The 14,702-nt window shown below is 44.3% G+C and carries 9 protein-coding genes, 4 tRNA genes and 1 pseudogene; 11 read left to right on the top strand and 3 right to left on the bottom strand.

Translation table 11 applies throughout. The annotated features are described in order from the left end of the window. Positions 1–453 precede the first annotated feature (453 nt). From ilvG to BM739_RS14600, 6 genes are all read left to right on the top strand, one after another. Positions 454–2,127: an acetolactate synthase 2 catalytic subunit gene (gene ilvG, locus BM739_RS14625; protein WP_076541900.1), complete on the top strand. Its 1,674-nt coding sequence runs from the start codon at positions 454–456 to the stop codon at positions 2,125–2,127. Then, positions 2,124–2,420, top strand: coding sequence for an acetolactate synthase 2 small subunit (gene ilvM, locus BM739_RS14620; protein WP_076541898.1), 297 nt, complete (start codon positions 2,124–2,126; stop codon positions 2,418–2,420). The genes ilvG and ilvM overlap by 4 nt, the downstream gene beginning before the upstream one ends. Positions 2,421–2,453: 33 nt before the next feature. After that, positions 2,454–3,383 carry a branched-chain amino acid transaminase gene (locus BM739_RS14615; RefSeq protein ID WP_076541896.1) on the top strand — a complete coding sequence of 310 codons (930 nt, stop codon included), beginning with the start codon at positions 2,454–2,456 and terminating at the stop codon, positions 3,381–3,383. 191 nt (positions 3,384–3,574) lie between these two features. Next, complete coding sequence (gene ilvD / locus BM739_RS14610) at positions 3,575–5,434, top strand: dihydroxy-acid dehydratase (RefSeq protein ID WP_076541894.1); 1,860 nt, start codon at positions 3,575–3,577, stop codon at positions 5,432–5,434. Positions 5,435–5,437: 3 nt separating this feature from the next. Then, positions 5,438–7,015 carry a threonine ammonia-lyase, biosynthetic gene (ilvA, locus tag BM739_RS14605; RefSeq protein ID WP_076541892.1) on the top strand — a complete coding sequence of 526 codons (1,578 nt, stop codon included), beginning with the start codon at positions 5,438–5,440 and terminating at the stop codon, positions 7,013–7,015. Positions 7,016–7,239: 224 nt separating this feature from the next. After that, the gene (locus BM739_RS14600; RefSeq protein WP_076541890.1) at positions 7,240–8,394 is read left to right on the top strand and encodes an alanine--glyoxylate aminotransferase family protein; all 1,155 of its coding nucleotides are present in this window, start codon (positions 7,240–7,242) and stop codon (positions 8,392–8,394) included. Positions 8,395–8,490: 96 nt separating this feature from the next. Here the strand turns inward: BM739_RS14600 and BM739_RS14595 are convergent, their stop codons facing one another. Next, complete coding sequence (locus tag BM739_RS14595) at positions 8,491–8,742, bottom strand: accessory factor UbiK family protein (RefSeq protein ID WP_076541888.1); 252 nt, start codon at positions 8,740–8,742, stop codon at positions 8,491–8,493. A 212-nt stretch (positions 8,743–8,954) separates the two neighbouring features. Here BM739_RS14595 and rep point away from each other — a divergent pair, with 212 nt between their 5' ends. Beyond that, positions 8,955–10,967 (top strand): DNA helicase Rep, encoded by a 2,013-nt coding sequence (gene rep / locus BM739_RS14590; RefSeq protein ID WP_076541886.1) that lies wholly within the window; start codon positions 8,955–8,957, stop codon positions 10,965–10,967. Here rep and BM739_RS14585 read toward each other — a convergent pair. Beyond that, on the bottom strand, positions 10,957–13,629 hold the full coding sequence (locus BM739_RS14585) for a diguanylate cyclase (protein ID WP_083698180.1): 2,673 nt from the start codon (positions 13,627–13,629) through the stop codon (positions 10,957–10,959). The genes rep and BM739_RS14585 overlap by 11 nt on opposite strands. A gap of 206 nt (positions 13,630–13,835) precedes the next feature. Between BM739_RS14585 and BM739_RS14580 the strand changes: the two genes are divergently transcribed. From BM739_RS14580 to BM739_RS14565, 4 genes are all read left to right on the top strand, one after another. Beyond that, positions 13,836–13,912: transfer RNA gene (locus tag BM739_RS14580), tRNA-Arg, on the top strand. Positions 13,913–13,952: 40 nt separating this feature from the next. Then, a tRNA-His gene (locus BM739_RS14575) sits at positions 13,953–14,028 on the top strand. A 43-nt stretch (positions 14,029–14,071) separates the two neighbouring features. Further along, positions 14,072–14,148: transfer RNA gene (locus tag BM739_RS14570), tRNA-Pro, on the top strand. 162 nt (positions 14,149–14,310) lie between these two features. Next, positions 14,311–14,387 (top strand) — tRNA-Pro (locus tag BM739_RS14565). 48 nt (positions 14,388–14,435) lie between these two features. On the opposite strand, the pseudogene BM739_RS14560 reads toward BM739_RS14565, so the two are convergent. Continuing rightward, a pseudogene (locus tag BM739_RS14560) lies at positions 14,436–14,702 on the bottom strand (IS4 family transposase); the annotation flags it as partial.

Here is a 14,702-nt window from a genome sequence, read left to right as displayed (position 1 = left end):
AACAATCAATCAAAAGCTTAGGCTGGTTATCACGGATTTGTGTTGACCATCATAGCTTTAGATTTTGTTGTTGTTTGCATTGTCTCGGCAGGGAAGCTGAATTTTTTTTGACAACACAATTTTATGTTGTGTTTATAAATCGCTTTATGGTACTCCTATAAAGGATGAATTATAAACAGTCTGGCAAAGTGCGAGACCTTATAGCAACATTAACAAATATTTTTTAAGACATTTTTAGGATTCAGTCATTTATGTTTAACCAAGCTGCCCAGCTCATTATTGTGATTATTACCGTCGTGATTATTAAATCACCGCGGGGGTGGAGTTTGGCAAAAAGACTGAGTTAGAAAGTCAACATTTGCAAAAACCCCCGCTCCGAAAGGAACGGGGGTTTTTTAGTTTTAGGGCTGCAAATACTGGGCAAATTAACAATACAGAGCGTGAGAGATGCATATGGAATCAGGGCAAAAAATGAGAGGCGCGGACGCAGTCATTAAAGTATTGGCCGCACATGGTGCAACCACAGTATTTGGTTACCCAGGTGGCGCTATTATGCCAATTTATGATGCTCTGTATGGTAGCCCTGTTACCCATCTACTGAGTCGCCATGAGCAAGGCGCTGCATTTGCCGCTGTGGGTTATGCTAGAGCTAGCGGTAAAACGGGAGTCTGTTTTGCCACATCAGGCCCAGGTGCGACTAATTTAATCACCTCGCTTGCTGATGCATTACTGGATTCTGTGCCTTTGGTGGCGATTACAGGCCAAGTTTCAACGGCAGTGATTGGCACTGACGCTTTTCAAGAAATCGATGTTCTTGGTATGTCGCTATCGTGCACCAAACACAGCTTTATGGTGACGGATATTAATGAGCTTATCCCGACACTTTATAAAGCCTTTGAAATTGCCGCATCTGGCAGACCCGGCCCTGTGTTAGTTGATATTCCCAAAGATATCCAAATAGCTGAGCTTGAATACACAACTCCAATACTCAGCTTTACTGAAGAACCCGCAGCTGAGCTAAGCGCGATAGATGCTGCTAAAGCATTAATACAACAAGCTAAAAAGCCTATTTTGTATGTGGGCGGCGGCGTAGGTATGGCGGGCGCAGTTGATCATTTACGCCAATTTATCAATGAAACGGGTATGCCTTCAGTGGCGACCTTAAAAGGTCTTGGCAGCATTGAACATGGCTGCAAAGGTTACTTAGGTATGCTCGGTATGCATGGTGGTAAAGCGGCAAACTTAGCCGTGCAAGCCTGTGATTTATTGATTGTTGTTGGCGCAAGATTTGATGATCGGGTCACCGGGCGATTAGCCACCTTTGCTCAAGATGCCAAAGTGCTGCACCTTGATATCGATATCGCAGAAATCAATAAGCTCCGCCAAGCTGATGTATCTATTTCAGCAGATTTAAGACAGGTATTACCCGCGTTATCGATGTCGCTTTCATTAGCGCCATGGCAGCAAGAAATTGAAGATTTATATCAGCAACACCAATGGGATTATCAACATCCGGGTGAATTGATTTATGCCCCAGCAATGTTACGCCGTCTAGCAAACAAATTACCAGAAGACAGTGTTGTCAGCTGCGATGTGGGCCAACACCAAATGTGGGTGGCACAGCATATGTGGTTTCGCCGCCCTGAAGATCATTTATCCAGTGCAGGTCTTGGCACTATGGGCTTTGGCTTACCCGCGGCTATTGGCGCACAAGTGGCGCGTCCAAATGCCACAGTGGTGACGGTATCTGGTGATGGTTCATTTATGATGAACGTTCAAGAGCTTACCACCATTAAACGGCGTAAATTGCCGGTAAAAATCTTACTGATTGATAACCAGAAATTGGGCATGGTTAAGCAGTGGCAACAATTGTTTTTTGAACAGCGCTATAGCGAAACCGATTTATCAGATAACCCAGACTTTGTCTTAATGGCATCAGCATTTGATATTCCAGGGAAAACAATTCGTCGCGCTGATCAAGTCGAAGCAGGCTTAGATGAAATGCTAAGTACCCCAGGACCTTTTATGCTGCATGTGTCCATTGATGATGCGTTTAACGTGTGGCCATTGGTTCCGCCAGGGGCATGTAATAGCGACATGATGGATCAAATGGAGAAACAAACATGATGCATTCAGTTGAATTAACCTTACACAACCAACCAGAAGTGCTGGAGCGAGTGCTAAGAGTGACCCGTCATCGTGGTTTTAGCATTATCAATATGAATATGCAGCTCAACGAAGCAGGTACCGTCACGCTGCATTTTGATGTCAAAAGTGAGCGAGTGATTGAATTGCTTACCCATCAATTAAATAAACTCATTGATGTCATCGATTGCCAAGCAGTGACTGTGCCTGCCGCTATCGATGTTAATACACCAATATTCGCAGCAGCTAGTCAAAAGACGACCGCGCAAGCATAAACAATTTCATCGATATAGATTAAGGGACAGACTATGGCAGCGACACAATCAGAACTTATATGGTTTAACGGTGAAATTATGCCTTGGCAAGATGCTAAGGTACACGTGATGACACATGCAATGCATTATGGCTCGTCAGTATTTGAAGGTATTCGTATTTATGATACTCATCTAGGCCCTGCAGGGTTTAGGCTCACCGACCACGTGCAGCGTTTATTTGATTCAGCCAAAATTTATCGAATGAATGTGCCTTTTAGCTTTGATCAAGTCATGCAAGCTTGCAGTGATTCTGTGCTAAAAAATAACTTACCCAGCGCTTATATTCGTCCATTAATATTTATGGGTGATGTAGGGATGGGGATCACCCCGCCAATTGACGCGCAATGTGATATGGTCGTAGCGGCTTTTTCATGGGGCGCCTACCTTGGCGAAGAGAGCATGGATGCCGGCGTTGATGTCGCAGTGACATCATGGCAACGCCTAGCACCTAATACCATACCGACAGGGGCAAAGGCCGGCGGTAATTATTTATCATCACAGCTAATTTCTACAGAAGCAAAGCGTAACGGTTTTGATGAAGGTATAGCATTAGATACTAACGGTTTAGTTAGTGAAGGCGCTGGGGCCAATTTGTTTATTGTCAAAAATGGCAAAATATATACCCCGCCAGCAACAGCAGCAATCCTAAAAGGCATTACTCGTGACACGATTATGGTGTTAGCCAAAGAGCTAGGTTACCAAGTGATTGAAGAAGCCATGGCGCGGGAATTTTTATATGTTGCTGACGAAATCTTCATGACCGGCACCGCCGCAGAAATAGTGCCAGTAAGAAGCGTTGACCGTATTGAGGTTGGCGCAGGCAAACGTGGCCCAGTGACACAACAAATACAACAAAGTTTCTTTGGTTTATTTAACGGAGAGACAGAAGATAAGTGGGGCTGGCTAGAGCCGCTAACTCAATAGCCTTGAGCTTAATAAGCAGCCTTGAGCTAAATCAAGAGTTATGAGCTAAATAAACAGCTTCAATCCATTTAAAATAATTATAAATTAAACGACTATTACAATTTGAATCAGTTTACTTTCAATGGTTACCGCATCATGTAAATGACTCAAATAAAATGGTTAAAGCAGTATTACAAGGAAAGGATAAGACAATGCCTAAACTACGCTCAGCAACTAGTACCGAAGGTCGTAACATGGCTGGCGCACGTGCCCTTTGGCGTGCAACAGGTGTAAAAGAAACTGACTTTGGTAAGCCAATTATTGCCATCTCGAACTCGTTTACTCAGTTCGTACCAGGCCATGTGCACTTAAAAGATATGGGCCAATTGGTTGCTGGCGCAATTGAAGAAGCAGGTGGTATTGCCAAAGAATTTAACACCATCGCCGTCGATGATGGTATTGCCATGGGTCATGGCGGCATGCTTTATAGCTTGCCATCACGTGAGCTGATTGCTGACAGCGTTGAATACATGGTTAATGCACATTGTGCAGACGCGCTAGTGTGTATTTCTAACTGCGATAAAATTACTCCTGGCATGTTGATGGCAGCGCTAAGGCTCAATATTCCAGTGATATTTGTCTCTGGCGGGCCAATGGAAGCGGGTAAAACCAAGCTTTCAGATAAAATTATCAAACTTGATTTAGTCGATGCCATGGTAGCTGGTGCTGATACCAATGTCAGTGATGAAGACAGTAAGCAGATTGAACGTAGTGCATGCCCAACATGTGGTTCTTGTTCAGGTATGTTTACCGCCAACTCTATGAACTGTTTAACAGAAGCTTTAGGTTTATCACTACCTGGTAATGGCTCGTTATTAGCGACTCACGCTGCGCGTCGTAACTTATTTTTAGAAGCTGGCACACGCATCATGGATATCGCTACCCGTTATTATCGTGATGACGATGCCAGTGTTCTACCACGTAATATCGCCTCTTTTAAAGCATTTGAAAATGCCATGGCACTAGATATTGCCATGGGCGGTTCATCAAATACTGTATTGCATCTTATTGCTGCAGCGCAAGAAGGTGAAGTGGACTTCACTATGGCTGATATCGATAGAATGTCGCGTCTGGTGCCGCACCTTTGTAAAGTCGCGCCTTCAACGCCAAAGTACCATATGGAAGATGTTCATCGTGCTGGTGGGGTGATGGGTATTCTAGGTGAGCTAGATAGAGCAGGCTTACTGCATACCGACGTTCCCCATGTGGCAGCGGATAATGGCGGCAATTTAAAATCAGTATTGGCTAAATATGATATTGCCCAAACCCAAGATGCCGCTGTACGACGCTTTTATAGTGCAGGCCCAGCAGGTATTCCAACACAAACTGCCTTTAGCCAAGATTGTTATTGGGACAGTGTCGATGATGATCGCCAAGAAGGCTGTATTCGTACCCGTGAAAATGCCTTTAGCCAAGAAGGCGGCTTAGCGGTACTTTCAGGCAATGTGGCTGAAAATGGCTGTATTGTAAAAACGGCCGGTGTGGATGAAGAAAACCTGACCTTTGTGGGAACAGCGCGCATTTATGAAAGCCAAGATGATGCCGTAGCAGGTATTTTAGGTGGTGAAGTGGTTGCTGGTGAAGTTGTGGTTATTCGCTACGAAGGCCCTAAAGGTGGCCCTGGTATGCAAGAAATGCTTTACCCAACCACGTACCTTAAATCTCGCGGTTTAGGTAAGGCATGTGCATTGATTACTGATGGCCGTTTCTCTGGCGGTACGTCAGGATTATCAATCGGTCATGTATCACCAGAAGCTGCCGCTGGTGGCACCATTGCACTGGTTGAAAATGGCGATACCATTGAAATCGATATTCCTTCACGTTCAATCAAGTTAGCCGTTGCAGATAGTGAACTTGAGCGTCGCCGCGCTGCTATGGAAGCAAAAGGGCCACTTGCATGGAAGCCTGTATCTCGTGAGCGTTACGTATCTTTGGCACTTAAAGCTTATGCATTATTAGCGACCAGTGCCGATAAAGGTGCTGTGCGCGATCGCAGTAAATTAGAAGGTTAATCCATGCAATCCTTGGCATCAGCAACGCAACTGGAGTTAACGCCCATGCCCTTAGCTCAGCAATATTTACAGAAGATTCTATTGTCGTCTGTGTATGACGTCGCCAAAGTAACGCCGCTATCGAGCATGAAAAAGCTATCGGCACGCTTTGGCTGTGACGTGTTTTTAAAACGTGAAGACATGCAGCCAGTGCATTCTTTTAAGTTGCGTGGTGCCTATAATCGTATTGCGCAGCTAACCCCTGAGCAAGCTGCTGCAGGTGTGGTTTGCGCCTCTGCAGGTAATCACGCTCAAGGGGTGGCAATGTCGGCGGCAAGTGTTGGCATTAGTGCGGTGATTGTGATGCCTACAACAACCCCTGAAATTAAAATCGATGCGGTAAAGCGCTTAGGTGGCAATGTGCTGCTCCACGGTCAGGCATTTGATCAAGCCAATGATTACGCCAAAGCCTTATCTGAAAAAGAAGGCCGAGTGTATATCGCCCCTTTTGATGATGAAGCGGTGATCGCAGGTCAAGGCACCATAGCTCAAGAAATGCTGCAACAGCAGCGTGATATTGATGTGGTGTTCGTGCCTGTAGGCGGCGGTGGTTTAATTGCAGGCATTGCGGCTTATTATAAAGCGGTTATGCCACAGGTTAAAATTATTGGCGTAGAGCCTGAAGATGCAGCCTGTTTAAAATCGGCATTAGCTGCGGGCGAGCCAGTAACACTAAGCCAAGTGGGTTTATTTGCTGATGGCGTCGCGGTTAAGCGTATCGGTGAAGAGCCATTTAGAGTCGCCAAAGACTATGTTGACGATGTCATTACCGTTACCTCAGACGAAATCTGCGCCGCAGTAAAAGACATTTTTGAAGACACCCGCGCCATTGCTGAACCTGCAGGGGCGTTATCAACAGCTGGGATGAAAAAGTATCTACAGCATGTGGCCAATGATGCAGATAAGCCGTTAAAAGTGGCTTCGATTTTGTCTGGTGCTAATGTCAATTTTCATAGCTTGCGTTATGTATCTGAGCGCTGCGAGCTAGGCGAGCAAAAAGAAGCTATTTTAGCGGTTAAAGTCCCTGAGCGTCCGGGGATATTTTTACGCTTTTGTGAGCTGTTAGAGAAACGCGCCATGACTGAGTTTAATTATCGTTTCTCCAGTCGTGATAAAGCGGTGGTGTTTGCAGGTATTCGCCTATCAAATGGGCAAGCTGAACTTGATGATATTATCGCAAATCTAGAAAGCGATGGCTTTGAAGTACAAGATTTGTCCCATGACGAAACCGCTAAGCTGCATGTGCGTTATATGGTCGGCGGTCACCCGCCTGAGCCACTTGATGAACGCTTATTCAGCTTTGAGTTTCCTGAGCATCCAGGGGCGTTATTTAAGTTTTTAAATACCCTGCAAAGCCAATGGAATATCAGTTTGTTCCATTATCGTAACCACGGCGCCGCTTACGGTCGGGTGTTAGCGGGTTTTGAAGTGCCCGCCAGTGACGGCGAAGCGTTTCAGCAGTTTTTAACTGAGCTCGGTTTTGTTTATCAAGAAGAAACCCAAAGCCCAGCCTATCAGCTGTTTTTAAATACCCCACAATAACTCAGAAAAAGCAGTCTAAACCAAAGCTGTTAAAGGATAAGTGTCTAGCAGAGTACGACAATAAATTTCATGCAGATAGCGATTTTGTGGTTATCTGTGTGTTATTGTCACTGCAGCTTTAAAGCTTGCCGCAAACGAAATTATATTCGGTGGCAGAAAAATAATTAAACAATGTAGGTTTCATTGAGCTATTACTAACTAGACCTCGAGCCAAGGAGACTTTGATGTTATCTGTTTCGTCGAATGCTGTTTCAAAAATTAGTGCCTTTAATCCACCTCGCCGCATCCTTATGGGGCCTGGGCCTTCAGATGTCTATCCTGAAGTGCTTGCTGCACAAGCAAAACCCACCATTGGTCATTTAGACCCTTTATTCGTCGCCATGATGGATGAGCTAAAAGCGCTGATTCAATACGCATTTCAAACTGAAAATGAAATGACTCTAGCTGTATCTGCGCCAGGCAGCGCTGGTATGGAAACTTGTTTTGTAAACCTTGTTGAGCCAGGTGAAAAAGTCATCGTCTGTCGTAACGGGGTATTTGGCGAGCGTATGCGCCAAAATGTTGAGCGCGTCGGCGCGACTGCAATTGTGGTTGATAACGAATGGGGCGAGCCTGTTTCAGTCTCTGCGGTAGAAGCAGCATTGCAAGCCAACCCAGATGCCAAATTCTTAGCCTTTGTCCATGCCGAAACCTCTACAGGCGCCGTCTCTGATGCCAAAAGCTTATGCGCATTAGCGCAGCAACATGATTGCTTAAGCATTGTCGATGCAGTGACATCACTGGGCGGCGTTGAGCTACGAGTGGACGATTGGGGCATTGATGCCATTTATTCTGGTAGCCAAAAGTGTTTATCATGCGTACCTGGGATTTCGCCAGTTTCTTTTTCAGCCAAAGCGGTTGAGAAATTAAAGCAGCGTAAAACCCCGGTGCAAAGCTGGTTTTTAGATCAAACCTTGGTAATGGGCTATTGGGGCAGTAAAGATAGCGGCGCAAAACGCAGCTATCATCATACCGCACCTGTAAATGCCCTTTATGCATTGCATGAGTCATTGCGCGTTTTAGCCAACGAAGGACTAGAAAACGCATGGCAGCGTCACGCTGATATGCATCAGTTACTACGTGCTGGCCTTGAAAAGCTAGGGCTTACTTTTGTGGTTGATGAAGCTTGCCGTTTACCACAACTTAATGCGGTGTATATTCCTGAAGGTGTTGATGACGCAGCAGTGCGTAAACAGTTGCTAGAAAACTATAACCTAGAAATTGGTGCCGGTCTTGGCGCCTTAGCGGGTAAAGCGTGGCGTATTGGTTTAATGGGCTACGGCGCAAGACGCGAAAATGTTGCCTTGTGTTTACGTGCTTTAGAAGAAGCGCTGAACTAAGCAGGCTTATGTAAATGTTATACAAAAATGGCATCCAGTTGGATGCCATTTTTATTGCTTTTAGCCATGGTGATGGCTAAAAATACCAGCGATGTTCTACTCAGCTGAGAACTTTTTTTCTAATTCATCCACTTGCGCTTGCAGCGCTTCAAGCTTTTCACGGGTTTTTAATAACACGTGCTGCTGAACTTCAAACTCTTCGCGAGAAACCACATCTAATTTCATTAATTGGTTTTGTAGAATTTGCTTTGAACGTTCTTCAAACTCACCGGCAAATTGCTTTACGCCGCTAGGAAGATTATCACTCAGTTGCTTGGCAACTTCTTCAAGTTTTTTAGGATTAATCATTATCAATTCCATATTAAAATTAGCTGTTTGTTAGCTCGATTGTACCTGAGGCGGCGGCGTTTTCCAAAGCAATCCCAACACTTCGATGACGAATAGAATGCTTTTATGATTACGATCGAAAATAGCATAACGATCGATATTTTTAATTGCAGCTTGGCGGTTTCTGGTATGATCACTATCCTTTTATTTTCGTTATTGGTGATCTAGTTAGCATGAAGTTAAATCCTGGGCAAAATGATGCCGTTCACTATGTTTCTGGGCCTTGCTTGGTTTTAGCGGGGGCGGGTAGTGGTAAAACTCGGGTAATTATTAACAAAATTGCATACTTAGTTGAAAAGTGTGGCTACAAGGCGCGCAATATTGCTGCGGTGACCTTTACCAATAAAGCCGCCCGTGAGATGAAAGAGCGTGTCTCACAGTCTATGGGGCGCAAAGAAGCCCGCGGTTTGTGGATTTCAACTTTCCACACTTTGGGTTTAGAAATTCTTAAACGTGAATATAAAGTGGTGGGCTTAAAGGCTGGCTTTTCACTGTTTGATGATCAAGACACCTTTGCACTATTAAAAGAGCTCACCGAAGATGAGCTTGAAGAAGATAAAGACCTTATCAAAGCGCTCGCCAGTGCCATTTCAAACTGGAAAGGTGATTTGGTGGTGCCAGATCAAGCCATTAAACGCGGTGGCGATCAGCAAACCCAATTATTTGCCAAGCTTTATCAGCGCTATGCCCAGCAAATGAAAGCCTACAACGCGCTGGATTTTGACGATCTGATTTTATTGCCGACCTTATTATTACGTCACAATGAAGAAGTCAGAACCCGCTGGCAGACCCGTATTCAATACTTGCTGGTGGATGAGTATCAAGACACTAATACTAGCCAATATGAGCTGGTGAAGCTGCTGGTTGGCGACCGCGCGCGATTTACCGTGGTAGGTGATGACGATCAATCGATTTACTCATGGCGTGGCGCTAAACCGCAAAATTTGGTGTTACTAGGGAAAGACTTTCCGCAACTGCGCTTGATTAAGCTAGAGCAAAATTATCGCTCTAGCCAACGTATTTTACGCGCAGCCAATATCTTGATTGCTAATAACCCCCATGTGTACGAAAAAACCTTATTCAGTGAGCTGGCCTATGGCGAGCCGCTTAGGGTGCTATTTGCTGCCAATGAAGAGCAAGAAGCAGAGCGGGTGGTGGCGGAGATTATTCGTCACAAGTTTGTCGGCCGCACCCAATTTGGCGATTATGCCATCTTGTATCGGGGTAACCATCAATCGCGGTTATTAGAACGTGCATTAATGACTAACCGCATTCCTTACAAGCTTTCTGGTGGTACTTCGTTTTTTGCTCGTGCAGAAATTAAAGACATCATGGCTTACCTGCGCTTGGTAGTGAATCCTGATGATGATAATGCCTTCCTAAGGGTTGTTAACCTTCCAAAGCGCGGTATTGGCCCAGCAACATTGGAGCGTTTAGGCAGTTATGCCAATGAAAAGCACATCTCGTTATTTGAAGCGATTTTTCAAGCCGAGCTCAACCATCATCTGTCGCCAGCGGCAATGGGGTCGTTATATCAGTTTGGTAAATTCATTGTTGATACCGGAGAAGTGGCTAACCGCGGTGAACCGGTAGACGCCATTAAGCAGCTTATTCGTAAAATTAATTACGAAGATTATTTGTATGAAACCAGCACCAGCGCTAAAGCCGCTGAAATGCGGATGAAGAATATTTCTGAGCTGTATAAATGGGTAACTCAAATGCTTGAAGGTGATGATTTGGACGAACCAATGACCTTACCTGAAGTGGTTACCCGTTTGACCCTGCGTGACATGATGGAACGTAACCAAGAGGATGAAGGCGGCGATCAAGTGCAGCTGATGACCTTACATGCATCCAAAGGACTAGAATACCCTTATGTGTTTATGGTGGGCACCGAAGAGCGTATCTTGCCGCATCAGTCGAGTATTGATGAAGACAATGTCGATGAAGAGCGCCGACTCGCTTATGTGGGGATCACCCGAGCGCAGAAAGAGTTATGGTTTACTATGTGTCGTGAACGGCGTCAGTTTGGAGAAACCATGCGCTGTGAGCCAAGCCGTTTTTTGATGGAACTGCCTCAAGATGACTTAATCTGGGAAAACCGTAAACCGAAACAGACTGAGCAAGAGCGGCAGCAAACTGGTAAAAGCAATATCGCGAACCTGCGGGATATGTTTAAGAAGTAAGCTCTGCTAACTGACACTCAGCGCCTTGTTGGGTGTCAGTGGTTTCCTCTGGCTGCGCTTTTATACAGATGTCGTTAGCACTGAAGATTGCGCCTTGTCCCTGCTTGTACCCCAGCTGTTGTAACGCTGCGAGTTGTTCGCCAGTATTGACCCCATCAGCAAACATTTCAACCCCCAAAGTCGATGCAATGAGGCAATATGCTTTTGCCAATTGCAATTGTTTACTATTCAGTAAATGTTGGCTTGCATCAGCATCCAGTTTAAGGGCTTTTATTGGCAAAAAGCTGAGGCTACTTAACGAGCTATAACCGGTGCCATAACCATTAATGCCGATTTTAACCCCAAGCTCAGTTAAAGTATCAAAGGCCGTGATATGGTTTTTACGATCTTTGACGAAGGCTTTTTCATGGAAAAATAGCCATAAATGGCTTGGACTGATTTGGCTATTTTTGATGGTGTTTTTTAAGCTGCGTAAGCCGTATTTCAACTTAATATGCTTGCTTGATAGTGACATGTGAATTTGTGGCACGTGACCAAGGGTGTTAGATAACGCCTTATAGCTATTATTGATATATTTAAATATATAGCCATCAAAAATGGTGATGGTTTGGGTTTTACTCGCCAATGATTGCAGTTGTTGGTGACTGATATGACCATGTGCAGCGTGTTGCCAAGAGGCTATAGGCTCATAAGCTAAAATGCTCAGACCATCAAAGTCGACCACGGGGATTAAATTAACATTTATATGGTGATTTTCTAATGCCTGCTGGAAGTCCTGCTCTAATTCCACTCTTTGATTAAAGTGTTGCTCAATGTGCTGATCAAACACCACATAACAACCTTTACCTTTGGCTTTTGCCTGATACATGGCCGTGTCAGCATGACGTAAAATAGACTCGCTGTCATAGGAGGTGTTCGTTGCGCTATAAGCCACGCCAATACTTGCGCCGGAGATAACCTGTTGGCTGGTTAATGTAAATGGCTGAGCGATGGCTTTAAGTATGCGTTCACTGACATCTTCAGCATCTTGTTTACGATGAATTGAGTCTAGCAATATCACAAATTCATCACCGCCTAAACGTGCAAGGGTATCGTTATCACGAATACACGCTTTTAATCTTTTTGAGGTTTCAATTAAAAATCGATCCCCTTCTAAATGACCTAAGGTATCGTTAATTTGTTTAAAGCCATCTAAGTCGATAAACAATAATGCGCATTGCTCATTTTTATTACGGCGAAGATGTTTAATGGTTTGGGATAAGCGCTCCATAAAGAAGCTACGATTGGGTAAACCAGTTAAGTTATCATGTTTGGCGTCAAAGACTAATTGGGCTTCTATCTTTTTACGCTGCATAATTTGTCGCTGCAAATTGTCATTCATTTCAGCGATAGCATGGGTGCGCTTTTGGACTTTGTCTTCTAATAATTCATGACTTCTTTTTAGCTGCTCTGCGGCTAATTTCTTTTCTATGGCATTGGCAATGTGTTGTGACACAAAGGTCAGTAGCTCAAGATCTTTAACCGCAAAAGAGTCGTTATCGCTTAAGCTGTATATGGTTAACCCACCGGTGACTTCACCGTGAATGACTAATGGAATACCAATCCATTGCACCATTGCGTGAGTGTGGTTTAAATCTGGATTGTGGCCGTAGATGTCACCGGCTTTAATCAATGCTTGAATATCTTGCTGGCGCAGCAGTAGCGGCTTTTTATGTTTAAGAATATATTCTGTTAGCCCATCTTGCATTGGGCGAGGCTTAGGCGGCTCTGAAGTCATCTTAGAGACATAAAAGGGGAAAGACAGCGTGTTGCTTGCTTTATTAACTAAAGAGATAAAACAATTTTCTGCAGGAATAAGTTGGCTGATGATTTTGTGGATCTGTGGATAGAATACCGCTTGGCTAACATCAGAGGTCGAGAGGTCTGCAATTTGAAACAGTGCTGATTGCAACTTTTCAGCTTTTACGCGCTCTTGTACCTCTTGTTTTACTTTTTCGTAGGCATCACTGAGCTCCTTCGTGCGCTGTACTATGGCAATTTCGAGTTCTTCATTATGACGCAAACGTTCCATTACCCCAGAAATATGGTGGCAAATAAAGCCCATTAATTCTAATTCTAATTCACCATATATAGTGTCATCACTGTAGCTTTGAACAACTAATACGCCAGTGACTTTATCATTGTGCTTAATCGGAACTCCTAACCATTGCAGGCAGGCTGAACCTAAGTCATCTATTTCACCTGCTTTTACCAATGACTCAAAACCTTGGTCATCACACAGTAATGGCTCGCCAGTTCTGAGTACGTAGCCAGTAATCCCCCGTTTGAGCAGTGCGGATATTTCTTCATCGGGATAAAGCTCACTTGGATGGGGATCTTTTTCATCGGCAAAAAAAGGCAAACTAATAGTACTGCTGTCGGCATCGAGTTCAGCAATAAAGAAGTTGTCAGCGTGGATAAGTTTTTGCAGGTGAGAGTGAACGCCATGATAAAAAGCGTCAAGGGAGATGGCGTTAGTGGCAATGTTGGATATTTCTAATAATGCATTTTGGATGACTTCAGCACGTTTGTATTTGCTCAGCAAACGCCTTAGTCGTGACACTCTTCTTTTGAGGTGCTCAACATTATCTGAACTAAATATGGGGAAGGTTCCCTTTTCCATAGCACGCCCTTATTCCTTTAAGACTTTTTACTGACGTTTCAGTATATGAAACTTAACCAATAATGTGAACCAACATGAGTTTATAATTAAAAATGCTTAAAAATATCCCAATTCAGTCAAAACATGAGCAAACAGAAAAAAAATTAAAAACAAAGGTAGACGTGAAGCTGATTTATCCCTATTATGTGCGTCGCTAACCAAGGCGAGCGCCCATAGCTCAGCTGGATAGAGCGTACCCCTCCGGAGGGTAAGGCCGAAGGTTCGAATCCTTCTGGGCGCACCATTCGGTACAGTAGCTTGTTAGCAAAATTGAAAGGTCAGTGGTGATTGTAGCTCAGTTGGTAGAGCCCCGGATTGTGATTCCGGTTGTCGTGGGTTCGAGCCCCATCAGTCACCCCATTCAATTTAACTTCTTTTAGAAGTGTCGTAATTGCAACATCTTCGGTGATTAGCGCAGCCCGGTAGCGCATCTCGTTTGGGACGAGAGGGTCAGAGGTTCGAATCCTCTATCACCGACCAAATTTTAGTATTCCAATTAGTGATTTATTTTGATCCTATCAGATTGGCCTACCGTATAAAAAGTTACATTCAGTGAATAGCGTTATTGATAACGTGTCACTCACTCTTTTAGAGTGAAGCAAAGGGTTGACCTTATAAGACTTAAAATATCAGTAAAAATTTCGGTGATTAGCGCAGCCCGGTAGCGCATCTCGTTTGGGACGAGAGGGTCAGAGGTTCGAATCCTCTATCACCGACCACATTTAACAAAAAAGCCACTCAATGAGTTAATGCCGTTCGGATAAGCATTACTGTTTAAACCTAAGTGGATAGCGGCTAGGTATATAAAGCACTGAACGTGGATACGTTCGGTGCTTTCTTTTATCAGGCAAGATAAAGTGTTTTATATCGGCACGCATTTGCTTCAATTTAGCGGGCAACTTTCCATCAGGTGATAGAGCCTGCCACCTCAATTGGGTATCTATCAGACTTATTGCTGCCGTAAAACTAATTCGAGTGGGTGCAACCTCTGCCTCTTTTGCTATCGCCACCATCTCTAAACGCATCTCTAAACG

This window comes from Shewanella sp. UCD-KL21 (assembly GCF_001957135.1).
In the GTDB taxonomy this organism is placed as follows: domain Bacteria; phylum Pseudomonadota; class Gammaproteobacteria; order Enterobacterales; family Shewanellaceae; genus Shewanella.
Note: the sequence above shows the minus strand (reverse complement) of the source record. Positions and strands in the feature narration are given on the sequence as shown.

Excerpts from the sequence above, each read along its gene's own strand:
- BM739_RS14595 (WP_076541888.1), bottom strand. The coding sequence starts at position 8,742 with ATGATTAATCCTAAAAAACTTGAAGAAGTTGCCAAGCAACTGAGTGAT.
- BM739_RS14600 (WP_076541890.1), top strand. The coding sequence starts at position 7,240 with ATGTTATCTGTTTCGTCGAATGCTGTTTCAAAAATTAGTGCCTTTAAT.
- rep (WP_076541886.1), top strand. The coding sequence starts at position 8,955 with ATGAAGTTAAATCCTGGGCAAAATGATGCCGTTCACTATGTTTCTGGG.
- ilvM (WP_076541898.1), top strand. The coding sequence starts at position 2,124 with ATGATGCATTCAGTTGAATTAACCTTACACAACCAACCAGAAGTGCTG.
- ilvG (WP_076541900.1), top strand. The coding sequence starts at position 454 with ATGGAATCAGGGCAAAAAATGAGAGGCGCGGACGCAGTCATTAAAGTA.
- BM739_RS14585 (WP_083698180.1), bottom strand. The coding sequence starts at position 13,629 with ATGGAAAAGGGAACCTTCCCCATATTTAGTTCAGATAATGTTGAGCAC.
- ilvA (WP_076541892.1), top strand. The coding sequence starts at position 5,438 with ATGCAATCCTTGGCATCAGCAACGCAACTGGAGTTAACGCCCATGCCC.
- BM739_RS14615 (WP_076541896.1), top strand. The coding sequence starts at position 2,454 with ATGGCAGCGACACAATCAGAACTTATATGGTTTAACGGTGAAATTATG.
- ilvD (WP_076541894.1), top strand. The coding sequence starts at position 3,575 with ATGCCTAAACTACGCTCAGCAACTAGTACCGAAGGTCGTAACATGGCT.